This is a genomic window from Bacillus sp. JK62, assembly GCF_053663455.1.
On record NZ_JBSJQA010000009.1, the window covers coordinates 26,258 to 51,632 of the forward strand.

Genomic DNA, 25,375 nt, shown 5'->3' on the forward strand with positions numbered 1-25,375 from the left:
TCGAAAAAAGCAGTATATATAACTGTGAACTTGTTACTATTTAATTTTGGGAGGAAAATGAAAAATGAGTATTTTAGGAAGATTTAAAGACATTATGTCAAGCAATATCAATGCGCTGCTGGATAAAGCTGAAAACCCTGAAAAAATGGTTGATCAATATTTACGGAATCTGAACAGTGATTTAGGAAAAGTGAAAGCGGAGACAGCTTCTGTCATGGCTGAGGAACAGCGGGCGAAAAGAGCATTAACGGAATGCCAGGCTGATGCCGAAAAGATGGAAAGTTATGCGATGAAAGCGTTGCAGGCCGGCAATGAAGCCGATGCGCGGACATTTTTGGAAAGGAAAACGGCTGTTGAATCAAGACTGACTGAACTGCAGACGGCTTATCAGCTCGCTTCTTCCAACGCGTCTCAAATGCGCAAAATGCATGACAAGCTTGTCGCTGATATCGGAGAGCTTGAGTCGCGAAGAAATGCCATCAAAGCGAAGTGGTCTGTGGCAAAAACGCAGGAGAGAATGAACAAATTGGGGTCCTCTGTGTCAAACGCGGGCCAATCGCTGACAGCTTTCGGCAGAATGGAAGACAAGGTCAACCGGGCGCTTGATCACGCCAATGCGATGGCTGAGCTGAACGCGTCTCCGAAAGACGATATTGACGAGCTGACGGCTAAATATGACAGCAATCAAAGCAGTGTCGACGATGAGTTGGCGGCGCTTAAGCAGAAAATGCTTTTCAGTAAAGATCAATAGACAGCGGGCTGCAGTTTTGTCCGATACAAAGAGAAAGTGAGAGAAACAGAATGATCATTTCTTATAAATGCCCGAACTGCGGCGATGATATGGTCTTTGACAGTTCATCCGGCATGCTGACATGTCACAGCTGCGGGCGGCAGGATCAGATTGAGAGCCTGCCAAAAGAGTATATAACGACGAGATTTTCCGAAAATGAGGCGAACGAGTACCGCTGTGAGAACTGCGGCGCAGTATTAATGACTGAGGCGGAAACGACGGCCACGACGTGCGGGTTTTGCGGAGGAGCCGCCGTTCTCGCCGACCGATTATCGGGAAATCTCGCGCCTTCGATGGTGATTCCTTTTACGATCAGTAAAGAAGAAGCCATGAGCGCTTTTAAAAAGTGGTGCCGAAACGGCCGTCTGACACCGAAAGGATTTATGACTGCCGATCGGGTGAAGAGCATAACCGGCATGTACGTGCCGTTTTGGATGTTTGACTTAAACAGCAAGGTTCAGGTCAATGCCGTTTGTACGAGAGTGCGTCACTATGATGATGGAGAATACCGGGTGACGGAGACCGAGTATTACAACGCGTACCGCGATATCAATCTTGATTATCTCAAAATTCCGGTCGACGCTTCAGAAAAAATGAATGATGAATTAATGGACAAATTGGAGCCTTACGCTTACAGTGAGCTGAAGGAGTTTAATACGGCCTATTTAGCGGGATATATAGCGGAAAAGTACAATTATACCGATGACGATCTCTTTCCGCGGGCGAAGGATAAAATCAGCCATTATATTGATTCTTATATCAGATCCACCTTCTCCGGGTATACGACGGCTGACATTACGGATGAGCAGATTCAGACCGATAAAATCAGCAGCTTTTACGTACTGCTTCCGGTCTGGATGGTCAGCTACGACTATGAGCGGGCTGAGCACATTTTTGCGATGAACGGGCAGACGGGCAAGGTTGTCGGCAAACCGCCGATCAGTGCCGGAAAAGTGGCCGCGTGGTTCGGCGGCATAACCGCCGGTGCGTTTTTAGCATTAAGACTCGTCTCACTTATGATAGGAGGCGGTTTTTAATGAAAGTATCGATGAAAAAAGCGTGTCTCTTCTGCTTTGTCCTTTTTCTGATGCTGTCTTTTTCTTTACATACATCGGCGTCTGCCGCGGAACAGAAGCAATATGTTTATGACAATGCCCATTTATTAACGAAGGATGAAACGAAGAAACTTGAGGAATTGGCCGGGAAGCTGGGAGAAAAGCGCCATACCGATTTTATCATTCTTACCGCAAACGGAACGGGCGGTAAGGAGATCGAACAGTATGCCGGTGATTTTTATGACAGTCATTTTAGCGGAAGCACGGCGATATTGACTATTGATATGAAGGATCGGGAAGTATTTCTCTCCGGATATAAAAAGGCGGAGACGTATTTGAACAGCAGCCGGCTGAATACGATCAGAAATACGATCTCGTCAGATATTTCCGCAGGCCATTATGAAAAGGCGTTTCAGACCTACATCAAGATGGCTTATAAAGATATGGGGAAAAGTCCGGACGACAAGTCTGACAATCTGCTGCTCACATGGTGGTTTCAGCTGATTATCGCTGCAGCCGCGGCCGGAATCGCCGTCACCGTGATGGTGTACAATTCCGGCGGCAAGGTCACCGTCACCGGCAGCACGTATATGGATCACGATACGTCTGAAGTGCTGAGCCAGCATGACACATATATCCGAACCGACATTACAAGAGAAAAAAAGCCAGATAAAGATAATGACAATGACGGCGGAGTCACGAGGGGCGGCACGAGTTACAGCGGAAGCAAGGGTAGTTTTTAAATTATATGTAAAGGATTTGAGCATACATGGGTTTTTTCAGAAATCAGTTAGCAAATGTGGTGGAATGGGAAGAATTCAGAGACGACATGGTTTTCTATAAATGGAACAACCGTGAAATTAAAAAAGGCAGCCGTCTGATCATCCGGCCGGGACAGGATGCCATCTTTTTATACAACGGGAAGATTGAAGGGATTTTCCGTGATGACGGCGATTATGATATCGAATCAGAAATTATTCCGTTTCTATCGACACTAAAAGGGTTTAAGTTTGGCTTTAACAGCGGCATGCGGGCGGAAGTGCTGTTTGTGAATACGAAGGAGTTCACCGTGAAGTGGGGCACAAAAAACGCCATCAACATTCCGGCGGCAGGAATGCCGGGCGGTATGCCGATCCGCGCAAACGGCACATTTAACTTCAAGGTCATTGACTACATCGGATTGATTGATAAGATTGCGGGTGTCAAAGACAGCTATTTAGTGGAGGACATTAAAATCCGGATTACGTCTATTCTCGATCAGCTTTTGATGAAATGGATCACCAGAGAAGGAAAAGACATGTTCAATCTGCAGTCGAATTCATTTGAAATCGGAAAAGGGATTCAAGAAGATCTTGATATGCAGCTGATCGGAGACGGCATGTCGATTACGGGCTTCAATATTATGAGCTTTAACTATCCGCAGGAAGTTCAGGATATGATTACGAAAAACGCTTCTTACGGCATGGTGGGCGATGTGAACCGCTATCAGCAGATTTCCATGACGGACGGCATGTCATCCGGCAAAATGAGCGGAAGCGGCGCCGCCTCAGACATGGCGGGCATGATGATGGGAATGAATGTGGCAAATCAAATGATGAACCAAATGAATCAAAATCAGCAGAACCAGCCGCAGCAAAATCAAAGTCAGCAGAATCAGGGGACCGAACAGGCAAACGGCTCGGAAGGAGCGGCTAAGCCGAAATTCTGTCCGAACTGCGGAACGAAAACGGAAGGCGCGAATTTTTGCCCGAATTGCGGACAGAAACTTGCCTGATGATATACGAAAAAGAGGCCTTTTTGGGGCCTCTTTTTTTGTCATGATTTCATTGTTTGAACGATGAGGGATGTCAGCGCTTTTGATCCCTCAGGTATGAGATGGACGCCGTCCGGTGTGAAGTATTCAGGGTGCTGCAATGCTTTTGCGTGCCAATCGACAAGCGTCACATTTTTGCGTGACTCGGCCTGCCGGCGCAATGATTCGTTTACTTTGCTTTCCCACTGCCGCGGTACACGCGTGTTGACAAGATAGATATCGGCTTTTGAAAAGGAGCTGATCAGTGATTCAATTTGGCTGTTTGTGAAATAGCCATTCGTCCCTAACTCGATGATGACCGCTTTGTTCGGCTGATTAAATGACGCATATTCCGAAGTGAGCTGGAGTGCTTGAGAGACTTGTCTTCCTACCTTTCCGTCGATGGTGACATGAGGGAGGGACTGCCGCAGGTATGACGCAATGTCCAGCATCACCGAGTCACCGATGGCCAGCACGTCTTGCTGAGGCTGTGTTTGTTTTGGATCAGCCGTTTTTTGAGATGACCGTTCCTTTTTCTCGTCGTTTTTCTTCGTATCTGATTTGTCTGCTGGTTCTTTCTTGTTTTTGTCTGACGCGGTATCCGTTTTTTCGCCGCCGTGTTTTTTCTTGCTGTCTTCTTCTTTTGCAGGCTGATCGTGATCGGCCGTTTTGTGCGAAGAGGCGGCGGTTTCTTGCTGATCATTCTGCGCGTACGTCCATTGCGGCTGTTTTTTCTCTTCGGCTATCCCTGACAGCCCGCCCGCAAATACGAGAATGGCGGCAAGAATGAGGCCGAGCGACATTCTGCTGATGACAGAGGACGTCTTCCATTCCAGAAAGCGGTTCAGAAACACGCGGCGTAAAAATGGCCGGAAGCCCGCAGTGCGGATCGGCTGTTCAATGAAATGGTAAGATAGCTCGGCAAGAATGAAAGTGGCGCCGATTCTGACGGCGCAGTGCCAATAAACCGGATTTCCGATTTCCTGCACGGGTGTGCTCAGTACGAAAACCGGGTAATGCCAAAGGTAGATTCCGTATGATCTCGTTCCGATCCAGCGAAGCGGCTTCCATGAAAGGACATGTCCCAAAAAGCTGCTCGGATGGCATAAACATGCGACAAGAACCGCTGCGGTGATGCTGATCAAAAGCATGCCGCCCTTGTACAGGAAGGGTTCATATTCATCCGTGTAAAAGACGCAAAGCAGCAGCGCGGCAAAAGCGGCAAGCTCCGTCCCGTGAAGCAGGTGTTTCATGCTGCTCGGCAGCCGTTTGGAAGATAATCGTTTCATCGGCCACACTAAAGCTAAAGCGCAGCCGATCAGCAATTCAAATGACCGGGTATCCGTCCCGTAATAAACGCGGCTCGGATCTCCGCCGGGCACATACATCATACTCATTACGACTGCCGAACATAACGCGATAAACATGACCGCGGCCGCAAGCCGGGCCCGTGTTTTACATATGTACATTCCCGCAAGCAGCAGGAAGGGCCATATGATATAAAACTGTTCTTCAATCGCCAGCGACCAAAGGTTTTTTAATGGCGAAGGGGAGCCGAAGCTGTCGAAATAAGAAAGTTGATGAAAGATAAACCACCAATTGCTTATGTAAAAAAGTGAGGAGACCGCATCTCCGCGTACAGTATGCAGGAGCTCGCTGTTAAACAATACGACCCAAATGACCGTCGTGATAATCATGAGATAAGCCGCCGGCAGAAGCCGTCTGATCCGGCGCACCCAAAAATCACGCAAATCAAGGGTGATGGCATTGCCTTGGGCAGGCAATATAATAGATGTAATTAAATATCCCGATAAAACAAAAAAGATATCAACACCAATGAAACCGCCGTCGGCCCAGTTGAAATTCAGATGATATGCGATAACTGCGAGGACGGCAAAGGCGCGAAGTCCATCCAGTCCGGGAATATAGCGGTGATGCAGTGACTTGTCTGACATGGTATTCCTCCAATAAAGTGTGCGGAAATTCTCGCTGTTTTGCGGATAGCTATAGCTGATTTCTGTACAGTCTTCCATTTGTTCCGTTAATTAGACGCATTCGGAAGGGGATTTTGTTTCAGAAAAAATGTATGAAATGCTGTGATTTTCTTAAACTTTTCAGCCTCCGTCCGGCGTCTGTTATATGAAAAGGGTCCCTTATGCATCTTGGCTGTTGCGGGACGAAAGAAAAAATCCATGATCTGCGGATATCATGGATTTTTTTCTTTCTTTATCTGATGTAGCGGTCTCCGACAAGCAGCTTGGAGATGACGGAGGTCGGTATTGTAAACTCTGTAACGCCCATATATCCGGGTGCCGCTTCGTATTCATCAAATGAAATAACAAGTTTGTGCTTATCTGTAATATAAAAATTCTGGTCGGCGCGGATGGCTTTAAAAGGCTCCGTCATATCATCTTCTTCGACCCAGTATATTTTATTCGGATCTTCTTTCATCTGTTTTTTCATTTGTTCTTTAATATTTTCGCTGATGACTTTAATATAACGGTCATCTTTAAATAAACTCTTTAACGTAAGCACGGCCTCATTCTTTTTATCAATCGTGATGTAACGGCTTTGCGTATAAGATGAAGCTTGCGTTTTTTCGATATCACGGCGGATTGAGATCAGATCCGCTGTGTCAGTAACGGTTTCATAATCGCTGTAAATACTGAGGTGGCCTTTTTTGCTTTTTGAGGTCGCCTTCATAAATTCCTGATACAGCTCTTTGCTTTCTTTCATATAATGCCGGTTGATGCTGTCTTCGAGTTTATGATCGGAAAGTCCGGACAGAGCGGGCGTTTTTACATCAATGCTTGATTGGTTCTTTTCTTCCTTCATCTCTACGAATGTGATGGCTTGGACGACTTTGCCGATGACGGGGATTTTAGACATGGCTTGTGCGGCATCCGGGTTGATATTGACAACGGCGGTAAATAAGACGGCCGCAGCGACTGCCGCGGATGTCGGCCACATCACGATTCGTTTTTTCTTCGGTTTTTGCTGAAGGGCTTTTTCGATAATGCTGTCCAGTTCCTTAGGAATGGGCACACTTTTATACTCTTCTCTTAATTGTTCTAATCTCTTTTCCATTAAGAAAGATCCTCCTTCGTCAGCTGAATGCGCATGAGCTTCAGCCCCCTGTAAAGGCGTGTTTTGACGGTGTTGATGTTTTCCCCCGTGATATCCGCGATTTCTTCTAATTTCAGGTCTTCAAAGAAACGCAGAATGATAATGGTTTTATATTGATGCGGCAGGTCATCAAGCGCTTCGTGAAGGTCTGTGTCTTTGTAGTGATCTTCCTTTCCGCGGCTTAAAAACTCGATCGTTTCATCGTCCATCACTTTCAGTTTTTTCTGTTTGCGGAGAAAATCAATGGCCGTGCGCACTAAAATTTTATAAAACCAGCTTTTGATCACATCGGGGTTTTTGACGGATTCGACCGATGTCAGCGCTTTTTGAATTGATTCCTGAACAATATCTAACGCGTCATCCTTGTTCTTTACGTAACTGTACGCAAGCCGGTAAAAGTCTTCCTTGCGCTCAGTTATGCACGTCACAAGCGACGCTTTGGCTGTTTCGTTCTTCATTGCTTCAAAGGGCTCCTTTTTAAAAAATACGTATCATAGGCTGCTGCCTAAGGATAGACGGGACAGGGTGAAAAATAGTTTGCGCAGAGGGGATCATTTTTAAAAGGAAAAGGAAGGAAAGACGATGAGATGAAAAAAAGAGCCGGAACGGCTCTTTTTCGGATGTGTCTGATATTCAGCTGAACGGTTTAGTTCGGTTTGACTAAGATTTTCACTTGGTTTTTCTCTTTGATTAAAGCGCCGAAGCCTTCTTCAATGAGATCGTCGAGCACGATTTTTTTCGTGACGAGCTTATCTGCTGAGAAGTAGCCCTCTTTCATCAATGCAAGAACGGAAGGGAAGATGTCACGGTATCCGATAATGCCTTTTACGGTCCGTTCTTTGATGACGATATCGTTCGGATGAATTTCCGCTCCTTTTTCCCAGATGCTGACGATAACCGTTTCACCGGCAATGTTTGTTGACTGGATCGCCTGGCGGAGAACGACAGGAACGCCTGTTACTTCATAAGAAACATCAACGCCGCCGTTTGTGCGTTTAGCGATTTCTTCAACGACATCGTCCGTTTTTGACGGATCAATGATGATAGCGCCGAGTTCTTTCGCTTTTTCCTGACGTTCCGGTGAAAGTTCAACCGCGTAAATATCTGTGGCGCCGGCCGCTTTCAGGGCTTCAATCACAAGCAGCCCGATCGGTCCGCAGCCAAAAACTGCCGCCTTGTCGCCCGCTTTTAATTTGCTTTGGCGGACGGCGTAAAGCGCTACCGCTGACGGCTCAACAAGCGCGCCCTGTTCGTAAGAAAGCTCTTCAGGAAGCTTAAACAGCAATTCTTCGTCAACGGATACATATTCAGAAAATCCGCCGCCGCCTCCGGCTAATCCTAAAAATCCCATTTGTTCATCAAGGTTATAGGCTCCCTGATGTCCGTGTGTGGCAAAAATCGGTTCCACGACGACACGGTCGCCGACGCTGTAATTTTTGACGCCTTCGCCCACTTCCACGACTTCTCCTGAGAATTCGTGACCCATCGTGACGGGCGCCATTTCGTTTGTTAACGGATGAGGTTCGCCGACCGGAATAAAGATCGGGCCTCCCAAATATTCATGAAGGTCGCTTCCGCAAATCCCGCACCATTTGACTTTAATTTTGACTTTACCCGGTTCTGCTTTAGGTTCATCAATGTTTTCGATTCGAATGTCTTTTTGATTGTGCCATCTTGCCGCTTTCATTGATTATCACTCCTAGTCTGATTGAAACGAGTATAGGTACATGATCAATATGAACCACGGTTAAAAGGAATAAAGTGCTTCCTAAAGCCTGATTTCTCAAAATATATCATATTATGCAACTATCAATAGGCCTTATAAAAAGTCCATATTGAATGCAGAAATACTCTATGAATATTATAACGCTAATGAATTAAATTTTGTAGTATAATTTACCATGGAATTATATAGAACAGGTAATTGTGCCGTCGTTATGTGCATGTCTCATCACGTTGTAATGAACATGTAAAGTGATTGAAATATTATAATCGTCTTCTTGGTGTATAATTTTGCCTAGAATAAAGAATCAGGAGGACGAAAGCTTGAAGAAGTTATTCTTAGCCTTATTGATTTTAGCAGGAAGCACGCTGGGAGCGATCAGTTTCTCTTCTGATGCAAGTGCTAAAAAAGTGAACGGAAATATTACATGGTATAATGGAGTCGGTAAAAAAGGATCTTCCGGTAAAAAACTGGGACACTGGGATTGCGCGACAAAATTAGGATTTGACGTTCCGAGAAACGGAACGAAAATCAGAGCTTATGCGAAAGCAAAACCGAAAAAGGTTATCACAGTATACAAAAATGATGTAGGCCGTTTGCCGAATGCCGTGTTGGATGTCAGCCCGAAAGCGTTCAAAGCGCTCGGATATCCATTAAGCAAAGGAAGAGTATCCGGACACTACAGCTATTAAAATAGACCATCTTAAAAAGCAAGGACTCTGATTCTTGCTTTTTCTGATTGACGGAGAGATTGATAATGAAGAAGAAACGATGGATCTGGATTTTGCTGGCCGCCGTTTTGGCGGCGGCGGTCATCGCGTCCGTTTTACTGATTAAAGGAAAAAGCGACGGCGGCGGAAAAGCTGTTGTCTCCGGCGGCCATGACAAGCTGCTGGTTTCCATTACAGACAAAGATCTGATGACGAAATATTACGAGGACGGCCGCGTGCTGTACGAGGAAAAGCTTTCGGCATATCCGGCGTTTGCACTGGATGACGCCCATCAGGTGCTCTATTTTGTCGGGAATAATGACCAAAATGAGATGCGTCTGTATAAGCTTGATCTGAAGACGAAAAAGAAGACGGTGCTTTATAAAGGAACGGCAAGCGCTGACAGTCTGTTTTTATCAAAGGATCTGACGCACATTTATTTCCGTCTCGGAAAAGCGGATGAAGATATTTTCCGTCTCGCATCTTTTGATTTGAAAACGAAACGTTATGAAAATCTGTATCCTGCCGCCGATGAGAAAGACGACAGTGTAAGCAGCTTCTTTTATAACCGCAGCCAAAACGATTTTGCGCTTCTGCATTATTCCGTCAAAGAGGATTATCAAAAAACGGATGAGGCAAATGAGAAGGGGATTGACCCTGAACCGACGAATATCCGGTTTGCAGCAGGAGCGGGCGAACACCTTCAGGACCTGACAAACCTTGAACAGTTTATCAGCGGCGTGGCGGTGTCACCGGACGGAAAGAACCTTGTCTTTACATCTTATACACAAAAAGGGACGGAACAAAAAGCGTCCATCCGTCTGATGAATGTCAAAACGAAAAAAGATGAAACGATTATCTCAAACGGGAAGGATTTCGCTCCGCTGATTGATGCCCAGCCTCAGTTTTCTAAAGACGGCAGCATCATTTATTTCATGGCGGAAGCAAAAGGCGCTAAGCGTCTGAAGGATGAAACGGGGCGGAATGCGAAGGTCCGGACCATTTATGCTTATCATTTGGATACGAAAAAATGCGAGAAAGTCTGGGAAAATGACAACGGCATTATCAACAGTTTTTCCGTCATCCAATCATGAAAAAAAACACTCAGCGCCCGCTGGGTGTTTTTTAATGAACAAAGCTGGCTGCGGCTGAGGCGAGCCATTTGAAAAAACGGAGAATCGGAACGGCAAAATGAAGCGTTTCGATGAATGACTGTGCGGCAAGGTTGATTTTCCGCCGTTTTGCCATTTCCTTCAGATCTTTCTGCTGCCGATCGTTTTTCATGTTCATTGCTCCTTTGCATCGTAAAAGGACATGATAACGCAAAGGCCTCTCATGAGACATGGAGGCCTTCTCTATGTTGAGACTCGTAAAAGGGAGGTCTAACTTGATGCCGTTTGATTATTGTTTTGGAGATTTACCAACGAACGGACGCCGTCGATCATTTTACTGCCGCAAAGGGGGCAAGTCGGGGTATCACTGCCGGCAAAATTCTTTCTGCTCCAGCCGATACAGTCCTCTTTTGTGCATTCCCACGTACTGACATCTTCTTTAGGCAGCGGTTCCTGATTACGTTTGTTGTAGTAAGACATAAAGTCACTTCTTCCCTTATGAATTTTCGTGCACTCCTTCATTGTCTCATACTTTTCCCTAATCTCCTAATTCCTTTTTCTATCCAGATTTCCAATGAGGGTGCATCGTCTTCCTGTTATTACAGTATATGCAAATAAGCGCCTTCTTATTTTTTATTTTTGGATAAATAAAAAAAGCCCCTTCTGGAGAAAAGGGGGGATGTTTGTTTACTGCTTATCCGTGACGTCCATAGGTCTCATCATGTCGTAATCTTCGTGCTCTAAAATATGACAGTGCCATACGTAGCGTCCGCTGTAAGGAGCGAAAGTCGCCGCGATTCTGATGACTTCCCCCGAGTGCGCCTGCACGGTGTCTTTCCAGCCTTTTTCACTTGGAGGAGGCGGGACGGCGGGGCCTGTATACACAATGTCGCCGAATTTGTTATAACGCTTTAAGTCAAAAGGACGCCGGTCAAGGATTTGGAAGGAAACAAGGTGCAGGTGTATCGGATGGGTTCCCCCCATCGGATTGATAATCGACCAGATTTCCGTTGCGCCGAGCTTCGGCGCTTCTGTCACAGGATCATGCCATCGCTTGTTATTCAGCGTCAAAACGGGCCGGCCGTATTTGTCTTGCGTATTTGTGAGTTTAAGCGTCCTGATATTGTGTATTCTTTTTGATGTCACATTAGGCATTGTTGAAAGATATTTAGGCTTCCGGCTTGTGTCTTCTCCCTTCAGCGGTTTTGTGACGCGGAATTGCATCACATTGGCGTCTGTATCCGGATCGACGTCGCCCCCGCAGCCGGTGCCGTTCGTTAAAATGATATGTTCTCCGTCAAAGGCGGAGAAATCGATGAGCACATCATACCGCTCGGCCGGGGCTAAGCTGATAGATTGTGTTTTGACAGAGCGGGGAAGCAGTCCGCCGTCAGAACCGATTTGGATAAACTTCCCGCCGTTATTGAGCGAGAGAGAAAATGTTCTCGTATTGGAGGCATTAAGGATGCGGAAACGATATGTCCGCGGTTCAACTTCCATATACGGCCACGCTTTACCATTGACGAGAATGGTATTTCCGCAAAAAAACGGGACGATGGAAGGGTCGGGCAGCGTTTCGGAAGGGTTAGCAGGTCCGCTCGGATAAGACAAGGAACCGTCGTCATTTAACGTGCGGTCCAAAATCATAAGCGGTACGTCGTACTCTCCGGAGGGAAGCTTCAGCTGCTTTTCTTTTCGCTCGCGGATGATATACATCCCGGCAAGCCCGGCGTACACATTGAGCCTCGTAATCGCCATGGCGTGATCGTGATACCATAACAGAGCCCCGCGCTGTTTGTTTGGATAATGGTATACCTCTTTCTCAAAATAAGGACCCGTTTCCTTAAAATCCTTTGTGAACCAGGCTTCCGGGTAGCCGTCGCTGTCCGGCGGCGTTGCTCCTCCGTGTAAATGGACGACGGTTTTGACATCGGGTTCCTGATGGCCGCTTTCTGAATGGTGAATGGTATGATCCACGGGCAGAAAATGCTTATCCGGCAGGTCATTCATCCATTTAATATAGACGTTTTCATCTTTGTTCACGTCGATCGTCGGGCCGGGAAACAAACCGTTATACCCCCAAAGCCGGGTCGGCGGGAGATCGCGGTGCAGCTTGTGAAAGCATTCCTTCATGGTGACTTCATAATACGTGCTGCCGTCTGATTTCTTCTGCGGCTGGAGTGTTTCGATAATCGGCAGTTCATCTGCAAATTTTTCTAGTGCCATTTTTCATCCTGTCCTTATCATTTATTGAAATCCTGTACTACAGTTAATGCTGCCTGGAACAGGTTGGTTAAAAAAACACCCGCCCTTTTTTGAGGGGGGTGTCTGCGGTTATTGCGCAACCCGGCTTTCGGAAGCGCTCTCTTTCGGTTTTTGTTTTTTGCGGAATACATATGAGGCAAGTACCAGCAGAGTAATAAATCCTGTCAGCAGAAATTCAGACCGCATTGAACTGATAAACAGCATAGATAACAAGATGGCGCAAATGGCGATGATCGTCAGGTAGGTTAAGTACGGATAAAACCACATTTTGATTTTAAGAGATTCAGGGTTTGTCCGTTCGATTTTCTTTCTCATTCTCAGATGTGAGACGGCGATGACGAGATAGACGAGCAGTGCGATCGCCCCTGATGAATTGACCAGGAACAAAAATACGGAGTCGGGAGAAAAGTAGTTCATAACAACGGCAATGTAGGAGAAAAAGGTGCCGGCGATAATGGCTTGAACCGGTACGCCTCTTTTACTCAGTTTCATAAAACGCCGCGGCGCTTCATTTCGCTCTGCCAGTGAATACAGCATCCGTGACGTCGTATAAAGCCCGGAGTTCAGGCAGGACAGAACGGCTGTCAGGACGATGAAATTCATGATTTGAGCGGCTGCGGGAACCCCGATATGGCTCAAAACGGCAACGAAGGGGCTTTCCAAAATATTGGCTGAATCCCACGGCAGCAGTGTGACCACAACCGCAATGGAGCCGACGTAAAAAATAATGATCCGCCAAACGACTGAGCGGGTCGCCTTTGTGACGGATTCGACCGGATTTGACGTTTCTCCCGCTGCGATTGCGACGATTTCAGATCCCATGAAAGAAAAAATGACAACGACGATGCCGAGCAGAACGGAACTTGGACCTTTAGGGAAAAATCCGCCGCTGCCCGCCAGATTTTCCAGCCCGACCGGCTTGCTGCCGGGAACGATTCCGAAAATGAACGCAAATCCTGCGATTAAGAAGACAACGATCGTCGCTACCTTTACTAAGGAAAGCCAGTATTCAAATTCGCCGAACGATTTAACTGAATAAATATTCGTCAGTGTTAACAGCACGGTCAGAAGCAGACTCGTCAGCCATAACGGAATGCCCGGGAACCAGTACTGTATGATTCCGGCGCCTGCAATGGCTTCAATGGCAATGACGATGACCCAGAAAAACCAATACAGCCATCCGATCGTAAAACCGGCCCAAGGACCGATGGCGTCATGCGCGTACTGTGAAAACGAACCGCTTGTCGGGTTGACGGAGGACATTTCCCCCAGCATTCTCATAATAAAAATCACTAATAATCCTGCTAAAGCGTAGGAGACAATCGCTCCGGGTCCGGTGGAATGAATGACGGATCCGCTTCCGACAAATAATCCGGCGCCGATCACGCCGGCAATTGAAATCATGGTCATATGCCGGGTTTTTAATCCCTTAGATAAAGAGTTAGGCTGATTCATTCTTTGCCTCCTTTTGGTTTGTTTATGCTGAATATTCCGACAAGTATTATTCTATCATAAATGCTATAGACAATTGAAAATGATGTAAGAAAATATGACATTTTTTTCTCATCCGTACAGCAGAAGGTGCCGGGATGAAAGAGGAACATGCCTTTGACCATTCACACGTTCATATGGAGCCTCTCCAGCTGAAATAAAGCTTCCTTTCTAAAGAGAGAGCTTTTTTCCTTTTTCGGACTGGAAACAATTCGCTGGAAACGTTTTTTTATACTGTTTATATTTTGTGGTAAAGTTAGGTTACGATAATTGAAATTTGAGAGATGACTAGGAGGAGAAGAATGGCTTATAAAGAAGAGCTGCATCCGCTGCTGGAGAAAGCCGTTGAGCATATTGAAAACATCATCATAGGAAAACGGGATATCGTCATACTCAGTCTGGCCGCCATTCTCGCAAAAGGGCATGTGCTGCTGGAAGACGTGCCGGGAGTCGGAAAAACGATGATGGTCCGGGCTTTGGCCAAGCTGATCGGAGCTGACTTTAAGAGGATTCAGTTCACGCCGGATCTTCTGCCGTCAGATGTGACGGGTGTCTCTATTTATAATACGAAAACAATGGAATTTGAATACCGCCCGGGGCCGATCATGGGGAATATCGTGCTGGCTGATGAAATTAACAGAACCTCTCCGAAAACGCAGTCTTCCCTGCTTGAGGCGATGGAGGAAGGGAATGTCACGATTGACGGAAAGACAATGCGGCTGGCTGAGCCGTTTTTCGTCATGGCCACACAAAACCCGGTTGAATATGAAGGAACGTATCCGCTTCCCGAAGCCCAGCTTGACCGGTTTTTATTTAAGCTGCGCATGGGCTACCCGACTGCCGAGGAGGAGCTTCGGGTTCTGTCTTTGCAGGAAGGGCGCAATCCGCTTGAAACAATCGAGCCCGTCATTTCTAAAGAACAGTTCATCACCCTCCAGCAAAAACTGGAGCAGGTGCGGGTGGATGATGGAATTAAAGCGTATATCGTCGGAATTACTCAGCATACCCGCCGGCATCCGTCCGTACATCTGGGCGTCAGCCCGCGCGGTTCAATTTCATTAATGAAAGCCGCGCAGGCGTACGCGCTGCTTCATGACCGCGATTACGTCATTCCTGATGACGTCCAGTATTTGGCTCCGTATACGCTGCCGCACAGAATGATCTTGACCGCCGAGGCGAAATTTAACGATGTGACGGCGGAAGCGGTTATAGAAGACATCATGCAAACGGAAAAAGTTCCCGTTCAAAGGATGTCGGTCCGCTAATGAGAAAGAAGATGCATTGGCTTCTATATGGCTGGAAGCTGCTTATGTTGGCCGTACTGACGGCGGCTGTCTTTTCTTATGCCATGTTTCAGGGCGGATTTGTGAGCTGGTTTTTATTTTATGCGTTTTTGCCGTTTACCGTTTACGCCGGGCTGGTCGCTGTGTACCCGCTGCGGGCGTTTCAGGTGACGCGTGACGTGTCCTCCGCCCAGTTAACCTCAGGCGACAGGCTGTCTGTCACCATCAGGCTGACGAGGCGCCTGCCGTTTCCGCTGACATATATGGTCATTGAAGATGTGATGCCGGAAACGCTTGGCGAGAGGCGCAGTGCGAAGCAGCTTGTGTTTCCCTGGTTTCAAAGGAAGCTGACGTTACAATATGAGCTGCCGCAGGTGCCGCGCGGAGAGCATCATTTACATACGATAAGAGTGCGGACGGGAGATGTTCTCGGGCTTTTGGACAAGACGGCGTCGTTTTCCGTAACGGATACGGTTCTGGTTTTCCCGGCGTACGGGCCTGTTCACTATAAGCCGCAGGCTGCATCCGGAGAAGAGGGTGCGGGTGCCGGCGCTCCGTTTCAGGTACACCGCACAGCAATGGCTGCGAGCGTCAGAAATTATCAGCCGGGCGACCGGTTTTCCGCACTTGACTGGAAAACATCGGCGCGGCGAAATGAGCTGATGACGAAGGAATTTGACCCGCTGCAGAGTATGAATATGATTCTCCTTTTGGACTGCAGGCCGTCCCCTTCGTTTGAAGCCGCGGTGTCAGCTTCGGCATCCCTGCTTTACACGGCGCTTGTGAAGGGCTCTCCCGCAGGATTTATTTCATTGGGGAGCGACCGGACTGTATTTCCCGTCCGGGAGGGAGACCGGCATTTCAGAAAGATGCTGCGTTACCTGGCATCAGCTTCAGAATCGGAAGAAGCTGATGCAGGCGGGCGTTTAGGAAAAGAGCTGGGTAAAGCTTCCATTGCCGTCGTGACGGGCAGTCTTACAGAAGACCTTCTCAAACAGGCTGAGCCCGGCCGTGCTGACATGACGGTGTTTTTGGCGAAAGAAACGAATGCCGCGCTTTCGGAGAAAGAACGGAAACTCGCTCTCATCTTCGCTCAGAAAAATATTAAGGTGCAAATGATCAGGGGCAAACAGGTGTCCCATGTTGTTTAGAAAGAGAGGTGGCGCGCCATGCCGCATGACGAGAACCAGGGAAGCAGGCTGAGTCTGCTGCTGTTTTATTTTCTCGCTTTTTTATTGTTATGGGAATGGCTCAGGCCGCTGCACAATTTTACGGATACAAAACATACCGGTTTTTTCATCGTTTTTATCGGTTTGGCATTTCTGCTGTCATTCTTCCGGATGAGGTGGTACGTCACCGTGCCGTCCTGCATTCTGTTTACGTTGATCAGTATTCACATCCTGTTTTATAAAGGTTCTATTTTTCAGCCGGAATGGCTCGTTTCTTTTTTGCGGGACGTGATGCAAAATGCCCGCCACATCGGGACCGGAAGATGGAATGATATGAATCCGTCATTCCGCACGTTGCTGTTTTTTGTGCTTTTATGGCTGCTCGTGTATTTGCTGCATTACTGGGTGATCTATCAGCGGAAAATATTATTCTTTTTTATCATGACGGTGGCTTATATCACCGTGCTTGATACGTTTACTCCTTATGATGCCGCGTACGCCGTCATCCGGATCGTCTTTATCGGCTTTTTGATGATGGGGCTTTTGTATATGGAGCGCATCAGGCTTACGGAACACATAGCGTTTAAAAAAAGATTGATACTCAAATGGTTTCTGCCGCTGATGCTGTTTATCTGCGCTTCCGTCGTGTTCGGTCTGGCGGCTCCGAAATCAGACCCGAACTGGCCGGATCCCGTGCCGTTTCTAAAAAAAATAACAAACCACAAAGAAGTGCCCGCCGCCGAAAGCAAAATCGGCTACGGCAATCATGATGAAACATTGGGCGGCCCTTTTCAGGAGGATGATACGCCGGTTTTTACATGGAAGGGAAAAGAACGGGCGTACTTCCGGGTGGAAACGAAAGATACATACACCGGAAAAGGCTGGGTGGAGACCGATCAGGGCATGTCCTATAAACTGAACGGCGGCAATGTGGAAGATGTATGGTTTGACCGGAGTGTGCAGACGAGACGGTATACGGCACAGGTGTCCATTGATGAGAATTATCTCTATAATCACGTCATGTATCCGATCGGCGTCTCCAATATTAAACCGAAGCACTCGATTCAGCTTGAAATGAACGGAAACACCGAGCAAATTACGCCGGTCAGTGAACAAGTGGGCAACATCCGCAATATGGGACGGTACACGGTGACTTTTCAGGCGCCCGTCTTTAAGCTGAATGATCTCAGAAAAGTGAAAGTGAAACGATACCGTGAGCAGAATCAATTCAATGACCGGTATTTACAAGTCCCCGACAGCCTTCCGGGAAGAGTGAGACAGCTTGCGGACAGACTGACGCGGGATCATTATAATATGTTCGATAAAGCGAAGGCGATCGAGGATTATCTCGGATCTTCCGCATTTTCGTATAATACACAGGATGTCGCGGTTCCGGAGCACAATCAGGATTATGTCGATCAATTTCTGTTCGAAACGAAAAGAGGATATTGTGATAACTTTTCATCGGCAATGGCCGTGCTGCTCCGCTCTGCGGGAATTCCCGCCCGTTGGGTGAAGGGCTATACATCCGGCGAATATAAAGGGGCAGGCGACCATAACGGCCACATTTATGAAGTCACAAACAACAACGCCCATTCGTGGGTAGAAGTGTATTTTCCCGATCAGGGCTGGGTGACGTTTGAGCCGACAAAAGGCTTCACCAATCCGACGGAGTTTACGTCAGAGCAAAATCATACCGCGGCAAAAGACAGCGGAGGCTCAGCGGGGAATTCGGATTCACCGTCTGACAAGCAGCGTCAGGAAACAAAGCCGGAAAAAGAAGAAACACCGAAAAAGCGGGATCACAGCGCGGCACCGCAGCCTGTGATCCGCAACAAAACCGCGGCACACCTGTGGCCGTATGCAGCCATCGTCATCGTAATTTCAGCCGCGGCGGCACTCGCCTGGCTGTTCCGGGCGCGCTGGATTCCGCACGTTACAGCAGCCAGATTGAAGCGGCGAACGGATGAAGACGTCTTTTTCGACGCATATGCCGCGCTGCTCCGTCAGCTGAAACGAAAAGGTTTCAGCAGGGGAGACGGAGAAACACTCCGCGATTTTGCCGCGAGGATTGACGAGGCGTACCATACAAACGACATGTCCGAGCTGACGCTGCGCTATGAGCGGGCCTTATACCGCAGGGATAATGCCGCAAAGCTTTGGAATGAATCGGGACAGTTGTGGGAAAATATAATTAAAACAAGATAGTCTTGACCGCATATCGTCCTGTTGTTAGAATAAATGAATGTTAAATGGGAGCCCGGGAGCGTTAAAAAGCCGGGCTTCCGGACAAGTCTTGCGCGACAGAGGGCTGAACGTTTGTCCTCCGTTTTTTCTGTGTCAAAAACTTAGAGGAGATTAGGTGACAACCATGACGAAGTTAGTGAATGAAATGATTCTTGTTCTTGATTTCGGCAGTCAGTATAACCAGCTGATTACCCGCCGGATCCGTGAATTTGGCGTATATAGCGAGCTGCACCCCCATACGTTGACAGCTGAGGAAATCAAAGAAATGAATCCAAAAGGAATTATCCTTTCAGGCGGACCGAACAGTGTATATGATGAAGGATCTTTCCGCTGTGACGAAAAAATCTTTGAACTCGATATTCCTGTATTAGGCATCTGCTACGGCATGCAGCTGATGACTCATTATCTCGGAGGAAAAGTCGAGGCGGCAAGCCAGCGCGAATACGGAAAAGCCAACATTCAGATTCAAGGAACTCCTGACTTGTTTAAAGATCTTCCGGAAGAACAAGTTGTCTGGATGAGCCACGGCGATTTGGTTGTAGAAGTTCCAGAGGGCTTCACTGTTGACGCAACAAGCCATCACTGCCCGAATTCAGCGATGAGCAAAGCGGACAAGAATTGGTACGGCGTTCAGTTCCACCCGGAAGTGCGCCACTCTGAATACGGCAATGATCTTCTGAAAAACTTTGTATTCGGCGTTTGCGATTGTGAAGGCAAATGGTCAATGGAAAACTTTATCGAAATCGAAATGCAAAAAATCCGTGAAACAGTCGGAGACAAACAGGTTCTTTGCGCGCTAAGCGGCGGTGTTGATTCCTCTGTTGTGGCTGCTTTAATTCATAAAGCGATCGGCGACCAGCTGACTTGTATTTTCGTCGATCACGGCCTGCTCCGTAAAGGCGAAGCGGAAGGCGTCATGAAAACGTTCAGCGAAGGCTTTAATATGAATGTCATTAAAGTTGATGCGAAAGACAGATTCTTAAACAAGCTGAAAGGTGTTTCTGATCCTGAGCAAAAACGCAAAATCATCGGCAACGAATTCATTTACGTATTTGATGATGAAGCGGACAAGCTGAAAGGCATCGATTATCTTGCGCAAGGAACGCTTTACACGGATATTATCGAGAGCGGTACTGCAACGGCGCAAACGATCAAATCGCATCACAATGTCGGCGGACTTCCTGAAGATATGCAGTTTGAACTGATCGAGCCGCTGAACACCCTTTTCAAAGACGAAGTGCGCGCGCTTGGCACAGAGCTCGGCCTTCCGGATGATATCGTATGGCGTCAGCCGTTCCCGGGCCCTGGACTTGGCATCCGCGTACTCGGCGAAGTAACGGAAGAAAAACTTGAAATCGTTCGTGAATCAGACGCGATTCTGCGTGAAGAAGTGGCGAATCACGGCCTTGAGCGCGACATCTGGCAGTACTTCACGGTTCTTCCTGACATCCGCAGCGTCGGCGTCATGGGAGATGCGAGAACGTATGATTACACAATCGGTATCCGTGCCGTAACATCAATTGACGGCATGACATCTGACTGGGCGCGTATCCCTTGGGATGTGCTTGAAGTGATTTCTACACGGATCGTCAACGAAGTGAAACACATCAACCGCGTCGTGTATGACATTACGAGCAAGCCGCCTGCAACGATTGAGTGGGAATAGTCAAAAGAAGCTTAGAATCCTTGGTTTATAAGGGTTCTAAGCTCTTTTTTTCTTTTATAGCAACAATTGATCCAATATTATTAATTGAACCGTGAATTTTAAAAACTCTCTTGGAACAAGTATTCCTTAATGAGATAATAATTAATGTTGTTTTAGAATAAGGTTTGTTCAAATTAAGCAAATTAAAGGAACCTCCTTATTCAAATACAACCATTTCACCGACATCTGTAAATCCAAATCGCTTATAGATATTTTTTCCATCATCTGAAGCCTGTAATACCACTGGTTTTTGTTTATCCTTTGTTTGATTTAGAAGAAATTGAAACATTTCACTGCCAATTCCTTTACCTCTAAATGTTTCTTTTGTCATCACATCATAAATACCATAGCTATCTTTGGTTTCTATTAATAAACCAGTAGTTACAGGCATTTCATCTATGCATCCAATAAACATTTGAACTTCTGAACCTAATTTTACTTGTGAAAACCTATTAAAATAACTTTCTAATGCATCTTTTTCTGGTGTTCCCTCAAATAAGCTCATGAATACGTCTATATATTTTAAAAGTTCTTCATCATTTTTCACAGCAGTAATCATAAGTTGATGGGAAATTCTTTGCCCGGCATTAAGAGTATTTTCAAGTTTCATCATTACATTACGTTCCGCTTCTTTTAGATCATATTCTTGTATAAGTTTAGTCCAATCCTCAGTTAAATACTGAGCATCAATCCAAATACTAAAGGGATATTTTTTATATGAAAAATTATCGATTCCATGTCTGATCTTAACTGTATTTTTGATATTTGGAGATTTCGGCAATATTACATTGAATGTATCAGTAGGAATTTTTGTATTTGCTATGATGAAATCTTCTTCCTTTGTAAGCTCTCCGCTAACTGTATGAGTAAATGATTTTAATTTTTCTTCCAAATTGTTTATGACTAATTGTTGATTTGTAATCATGTTTTTGCACCTTTCAATTTGATTTAGTGCGCTTTTTTTATTATAAGGTCAACTAAAACACTAAAAATACAGTGTTCACAGTATTTCCCCCCTCCCATAATATTCAGAACACGGGGGGCAATATTTTTATGGTAACTTCTAAATGAAGGAACTGCAAACCCCAAAAGGCTTGATATTCAATAAATTAATTCTTATAATGTTTAGATACCATTGAGTGGGAATAAATGAAGATAAAAAACGTCTCTTTTAAAAAAGAGGCGTTTTTTTTCATCTTTTTGAAACCGTTTTGCCCCGATTCATATCTAACAGCATAGGAGGTGGATAAGGTGAAGGAAGAACGATTGATCAAAAAGGCGAAAAAAGGTGATGCCGCAGCCTTTGAAAAACTGATCACAACCCATCAGGAGACTTTATATAAAACAGCTTATCTTTATTTGCATCACAAGGAAGATACACTGGACGCTGTTCAGGAAACGGCTTACAAGGCTTTTCTTCATATCGCACAGCTGAAGGAGCCGAAATATTTTAAAACGTGGCTGATCCGGATTCTGCTTCATACGATTTTTGCGATGAGGAAAAAGCACGGAGACGTCATTCCGTTTGAGCCGCAGCACGATACGCGCGCGGAGAATAAGAACATTGAAGAATACATAGATCTTCGGAATGCTCTGGAAACGCTTGATGAACATATACAGCTGACCATTCAGCTTTATTATTTTCAAGATTTCTCGATTGGTATGATCGCTGAACAGACCGGTATGGCGGAAGGCACTGTGAAAACGCATCTGCACAGGGCGAGAAAAGCATTGAAGCAGGAGCTGGAAAAGGAGGATAAACACATATGGAAAAGCATCAAATGAAGCAATTGTATCAGGACATTGACGTGCCGAAAGCTGAATTGAAAAACGTGATACACAGCGCTGCTGTCCGTGCCGGAAAAGAAGGCGCCGTCAGACGGAGATGGGGACGAAAAGTGATAAACGGCCTCGCGGTTGCTGCTGCTTTGTTTATTCTGTATCTGTCCTCAGGCTTATTCATGCCCTCCGTTAACACGGCTATGGGAAACATTCCTGTTGCCGGACAAATTTACAGTCTGTTTCAGGATAAGGCAGGTTCTGCGCTGTTTAAAAGCAATTTGGTGACAAAACTGAACGAAAAAGCGGAATCACGCGGAATCACGGTGACAGTGAAAAGTGTGTATTACGACAGCGGACAGCTCGTTTATAACTTTATCGTTGATAATTTGAAATCAGATGAGGAGAGCATCTCTTTTCAAGTCGATTATAAAGATCCACGGAATATGTTAGCAGAGGATTATGACAGCAGTGATATGAAAAAAATGAAAGACGGGCGGTACGCGGGGCAGCTTCGCCTGTTCATGGACGGCTCAAAGCTGAAAGACGGTGATAAGCTTCCGCTTGTCATTACACAAATCAAGGATATCCCCGGAAACTGGCGCTTTACACTCCCTATTAAAAAACAAAAGTCCGTTTCTCTTGAAGGAACGAAAGCTGTGAATGTAAATCACGGATTATACCGCTTTTTCGATATCCGGGCGGAAAACGGAACGATGGGATCGGCCCTCCTGTATTCTATCGACTTCTATGATGCAGCCAAAAATGATGCCATCTCGATTTACGAAGCAACGGATGATGCTGGAAACCATTATGAAATGACGATGTCGAATATTGAACTTGGCGGCAGGAAGAATCTTCCTGGCGGTGGGAAAAGAATACGCGGCCAAACTCAATTCAGCAAACCGATAGACCCGAAAGCGAAAACACTTTTCATAACGGGCGATATAAAAACAGAATCAGAGCCGGGAGAAATCGTGCCTCTGAAAACAAAACTGCCCGTCAGTTATAAAACGAAACATCATCATGTCGGCATTACCATCAAAAAGATCAAACAGCAAGACAGACGGGTAATTGTCGATTATCAATTCAGCGGAATTGATGTAAGCAAGGCGGATGAAGATCAGCTGATGAATGTCGGTGAATCAATCGGTCTCGGCAATACGAAAAAAATGAAAACTTGGCCATCGCTTAATGAGTATGAAAAAGGCTATTATCTGAAAGGGAATAAGGCGAAAGTCACGAATCTTAAAACGGGTGAAATGGAATCCGTTTTTGAATTGGATGATTCATCCGATAAAGACTATTCATTGCGCGATTTCTCATTCGATTCATATGCTTTGTACGTCAATCAAACGGTTATGAACTTGCTGGCGGATGACAAGGGGATTACATTCGCGGTGCCGGTTCGGCCTGCGGACGGAAAATAATGTCGGGAAGGCGGCTTTTGCCGTCTTCCATTTTTGGTCAATTAACGAATAAACCAAATTTTTTTAACGGGATTGTTCGTTTTTTTTATTGAGTTTTCAAAATTGAATTGATACAATAGACTCAGAAATCAAATATGCAGATATCGTATAATGGCGGGAATATGGCCCGCAAGTTTCTACCAAGCTACCGTAAATGGCTTGACTACGGATCAATCTCAATCGTTTGATATAAATAATCCATTCTTATTTATTCAGACTGAACGTATGTAGTCAAGCGTCCCAAAATGTTATTTGGGGCGTTTTTTATTTGGCGGATAACGGGCAGAATAAATGGGAGAGAATGAAGGAGGCAATTGGCTTGAAGCAATTTTTTCAGTTTGATGAGCTGGGGACAAGCTATCGTAATGAAATCATCGGCGGTTTAACGACCTTTTTGTCAATGGCGTACATTCTGTTCGTCAATCCGCTGACATTGTCTTTAAACGGTGTGAAAGGATTTCCAGAAGCATTAAAAATTGACCAGGGCGCGGTGTTCACCGCTACAGCCTTGGCATCTGCGGCCGGCTGTATTTTAATGGGGCTCATTGCAAAGTATCCGATCGCGATTGCGCCGGGTATGGGATTAAATGCGTTTTTTGCTTTCTCTGTCGTACTCGGCATGGGGATTTCATGGCAGGCTGCGCTTTCCGGCGTCTTGATTTCCGGAATTATCTTCGTGGCGCTTTCACTGACGGGATTGCGGGAAAAAATCATTAATGCGATTCCGCCTGAGCTGAAATTGGCGGTCGGCGCGGGTATCGGTTTGTTTATCACATTTGTCGGTTTGCAGGGTTCGGGCATTATTGAAGCGAACTCATCGACTTTGGTGTCTATCGGCAATATTCACAGCGGCCCTGTGCTGCTGACGGTTTTCGGTGTTATTGTGACGGTCATTCTGATGGTGCTTCGCGTAAACGGCGGCGTGTTTATCGGAATGCTTCTGACGGCGGTTGCCGGTATGATCTGCGGGCTGATTCCGGTTCCGACACACATTGTCGGCAGCGTGCCGAGTCTGGCGCCGACTTTCGGACAGGCGTGGATGCACCTTCCGGATATCTTCTCCGTACAAATGCTGATTGTCATTTTAACTTTCCTGTTCGTCGGATTTTTCGATACGGCCGGTACGCTGGTAGCTGTAGCGACACAGGCCGGACTGATGAAGGAAAACAAACTTCCGCGCGCGGGAAGAGCGCTTCTGGCAGATTCAACATCAATCGTTATCGGAGCCGTGCTCGGTACGTCTACAACGACTTCTTATGTTGAATCCAGCTCAGGCGTTGCGGCGGGGGCGCGCTCCGGCTTTGCGGCTGTTGTGACGGGCATTCTCTTTTTGCTGGCGATGTTTTTCTCGCCGCTTCTGTCAGTTGTCACCACGAATGTGACGGCTCCGGCTTTAATTATCGTCGGCGCGCTGATGGTGGCGCCGCTCGGTAAGATCGCCTGGGATAAATTCGAGGTGGCTGTTCCGGCATTTTTAACGATGATTATGATGCCGCTGACGTACAGTATTGCGACGGGGATTGCGATCGGTTTTATTTTCTACCCGATTACAATGATCTGCAAAGGAAAAGGAAAAAGCGTTCACCCGATTATGTACGGGCTGTTCGTCATCTTTATCCTGTATTTCATCTTCTTGAAATAACGGAAAAACCGGCTGAG

The 25,375-nt window shown here is 46.3% G+C and carries 22 protein-coding genes and 1 riboswitch; of the genes, 13 read left to right on the forward strand and 9 right to left on the reverse strand.

Annotated elements, in window-relative coordinates; genetic code table 11:
* Nucleotides 1-64 precede the first annotated feature (64 nt).
* From ACWJJ4_RS18435 to ACWJJ4_RS18450, 4 genes are read left to right on the forward strand one after another with little or no spacing between them, the layout of a single operon-like run.
* Entirely contained in the window at nt 65-751 is a 687-nt protein-coding gene (locus ACWJJ4_RS18435) for a PspA/IM30 family protein (RefSeq protein ID WP_025853951.1), read from the forward strand.
* 50 nt (nt 752-801) lie between these two features.
* Nucleotides 802-1,827 carry a TFIIB-type zinc ribbon-containing protein gene (locus tag ACWJJ4_RS18440; protein WP_263121856.1) on the forward strand — a complete coding sequence of 342 codons (1,026 nt, stop codon included), beginning with the start codon at nt 802-804 and terminating at the stop codon, nt 1,825-1,827.
* On the forward strand, nt 1,827-2,588 hold the full coding sequence (locus ACWJJ4_RS18445; protein ID WP_039062723.1) for a TPM domain-containing protein: 762 nt from the start codon (nt 1,827-1,829) through the stop codon (nt 2,586-2,588). Before ACWJJ4_RS18440 ends, ACWJJ4_RS18445 begins: the two co-directional genes overlap by 1 nt.
* 26 nt (nt 2,589-2,614) lie before the next feature.
* Nucleotides 2,615-3,619 carry an SPFH domain-containing protein gene (locus tag ACWJJ4_RS18450; RefSeq protein WP_025853954.1) on the forward strand — a complete coding sequence of 335 codons (1,005 nt, stop codon included), beginning with the start codon at nt 2,615-2,617 and terminating at the stop codon, nt 3,617-3,619.
* A gap of 41 nt (nt 3,620-3,660) precedes the next feature.
* Here ACWJJ4_RS18450 and ACWJJ4_RS18455 read toward each other — a convergent pair whose 3' ends face one another.
* From ACWJJ4_RS18455 to ACWJJ4_RS18470, 4 genes are all read right to left on the reverse strand, one after another.
* A complete protein-coding gene (locus ACWJJ4_RS18455; protein WP_060674433.1) occupies nt 3,661-5,592 on the reverse strand; it encodes an acyltransferase family protein in 1,932 nt (643 codons plus the stop codon).
* A 271-nt stretch (nt 5,593-5,863) separates the two neighbouring features.
* A complete protein-coding gene (gene rsiV, locus ACWJJ4_RS18460; protein WP_060674435.1) occupies nt 5,864-6,724 on the reverse strand; it encodes an anti-sigma-V factor RsiV in 861 nt (286 codons plus the stop codon).
* A complete protein-coding gene (locus tag ACWJJ4_RS18465; RefSeq protein WP_003155802.1) occupies nt 6,724-7,221 on the reverse strand; it encodes an RNA polymerase sigma factor in 498 nt (165 codons plus the stop codon). Before ACWJJ4_RS18465 ends, rsiV begins: the two co-directional genes overlap by 1 nt.
* A gap of 188 nt (nt 7,222-7,409) precedes the next feature.
* Nucleotides 7,410-8,450 (reverse strand): 2,3-butanediol dehydrogenase, encoded by a 1,041-nt coding sequence (locus ACWJJ4_RS18470; protein WP_003155800.1) that lies wholly within the window; start codon nt 8,448-8,450, stop codon nt 7,410-7,412.
* Between the two features lie 359 nt (nt 8,451-8,809).
* Here ACWJJ4_RS18470 and ACWJJ4_RS18475 point away from each other — a divergent pair, with 359 nt between their 5' ends.
* Nucleotides 8,810-9,178, forward strand: a complete 369-nt coding sequence (locus ACWJJ4_RS18475) for a septal ring lytic transglycosylase RlpA family protein (RefSeq protein ID WP_003155798.1) — start codon at nt 8,810-8,812, stop codon at nt 9,176-9,178.
* 65 nt (nt 9,179-9,243) lie between these two features.
* The gene (locus ACWJJ4_RS18480; RefSeq protein ID WP_176283156.1) at nt 9,244-10,290 is read left to right on the forward strand and encodes a TolB family protein; all 1,047 of its coding nucleotides are present in this window, start codon (nt 9,244-9,246) and stop codon (nt 10,288-10,290) included.
* Between the two features lie 31 nt (nt 10,291-10,321).
* Here the strand turns inward: ACWJJ4_RS18480 and ACWJJ4_RS18485 are convergent, their stop codons facing one another.
* The 4 genes from ACWJJ4_RS18485 to gabP form a co-directional block, all read right to left on the reverse strand.
* Nucleotides 10,322-10,480, reverse strand: a complete 159-nt coding sequence (locus ACWJJ4_RS18485; protein WP_165409795.1) for a hypothetical protein — start codon at nt 10,478-10,480, stop codon at nt 10,322-10,324.
* Nucleotides 10,481-10,578: 98 nt separating this feature from the next.
* Nucleotides 10,579-10,788, reverse strand: a complete 210-nt coding sequence (locus ACWJJ4_RS18490) for a cold-shock protein (RefSeq protein ID WP_007408879.1) — start codon at nt 10,786-10,788, stop codon at nt 10,579-10,581.
* A gap of 207 nt (nt 10,789-10,995) precedes the next feature.
* Nucleotides 10,996-12,534 (reverse strand): outer spore coat copper-dependent laccase CotA, encoded by a 1,539-nt coding sequence (gene cotA / locus ACWJJ4_RS18495; protein WP_454021862.1) that lies wholly within the window; start codon nt 12,532-12,534, stop codon nt 10,996-10,998.
* Between the two features lie 108 nt (nt 12,535-12,642).
* Nucleotides 12,643-14,028 (reverse strand): GABA permease, encoded by a 1,386-nt coding sequence (gabP, locus tag ACWJJ4_RS18500; protein WP_012116987.1) that lies wholly within the window; start codon nt 14,026-14,028, stop codon nt 12,643-12,645.
* A 338-nt stretch (nt 14,029-14,366) separates the two neighbouring features.
* Between gabP and ACWJJ4_RS18505 the strand changes: the two genes are divergently transcribed.
* From ACWJJ4_RS18505 to guaA, 4 genes are all read left to right on the forward strand, one after another.
* Complete coding sequence (locus ACWJJ4_RS18505; RefSeq protein WP_454021863.1) at nt 14,367-15,329, forward strand: AAA family ATPase; 963 nt, start codon at nt 14,367-14,369, stop codon at nt 15,327-15,329.
* The gene (locus tag ACWJJ4_RS18510) at nt 15,329-16,498 is read left to right on the forward strand and encodes a DUF58 domain-containing protein (RefSeq protein ID WP_146283760.1); all 1,170 of its coding nucleotides are present in this window, start codon (nt 15,329-15,331) and stop codon (nt 16,496-16,498) included. Before ACWJJ4_RS18505 ends, ACWJJ4_RS18510 begins: the two co-directional genes overlap by 1 nt.
* 18 nt (nt 16,499-16,516) lie before the next feature.
* Nucleotides 16,517-18,724, forward strand: a complete 2,208-nt coding sequence (locus tag ACWJJ4_RS18515; protein WP_146276258.1) for a DUF4129 domain-containing transglutaminase family protein — start codon at nt 16,517-16,519, stop codon at nt 18,722-18,724.
* A gap of 163 nt (nt 18,725-18,887) precedes the next feature.
* Nucleotides 18,888-20,429, forward strand: a complete 1,542-nt coding sequence (gene guaA / locus ACWJJ4_RS18520; RefSeq protein WP_007408887.1) for a glutamine-hydrolyzing GMP synthase — start codon at nt 18,888-18,890, stop codon at nt 20,427-20,429.
* A gap of 196 nt (nt 20,430-20,625) precedes the next feature.
* On the opposite strand, the gene ACWJJ4_RS18525 is transcribed toward guaA, so the two are convergent.
* A complete protein-coding gene (locus tag ACWJJ4_RS18525; protein ID WP_049628018.1) occupies nt 20,626-21,393 on the reverse strand; it encodes a GNAT family N-acetyltransferase in 768 nt (255 codons plus the stop codon).
* Between the two features lie 326 nt (nt 21,394-21,719).
* On the opposite strand from ACWJJ4_RS18525, the gene ACWJJ4_RS18530 reads away from it, so the two are divergent.
* The 3 genes from ACWJJ4_RS18530 (at nt 21,720) to ACWJJ4_RS18540 (ending at nt 25,358) form a co-directional block, all read left to right on the forward strand.
* Nucleotides 21,720-22,253 (forward strand): sigma-70 family RNA polymerase sigma factor, encoded by a 534-nt coding sequence (locus ACWJJ4_RS18530; protein ID WP_003155783.1) that lies wholly within the window; start codon nt 21,720-21,722, stop codon nt 22,251-22,253.
* A complete protein-coding gene (locus ACWJJ4_RS18535; RefSeq protein ID WP_454021864.1) occupies nt 22,235-23,677 on the forward strand; it encodes a DUF4179 domain-containing protein in 1,443 nt (480 codons plus the stop codon). The genes ACWJJ4_RS18530 and ACWJJ4_RS18535 overlap by 19 nt, the downstream gene beginning before the upstream one ends.
* A 123-nt stretch (nt 23,678-23,800) precedes the next feature.
* Nucleotides 23,801-23,902, forward strand: a riboswitch (purine riboswitch).
* 133 nt (nt 23,903-24,035) lie between these two features.
* Nucleotides 24,036-25,358, forward strand: coding sequence for an NCS2 family permease (locus tag ACWJJ4_RS18540; protein WP_003155780.1), 1,323 nt, complete (start codon nt 24,036-24,038; stop codon nt 25,356-25,358).
* Nucleotides 25,359-25,375: the final 17 nt, after the last annotated feature.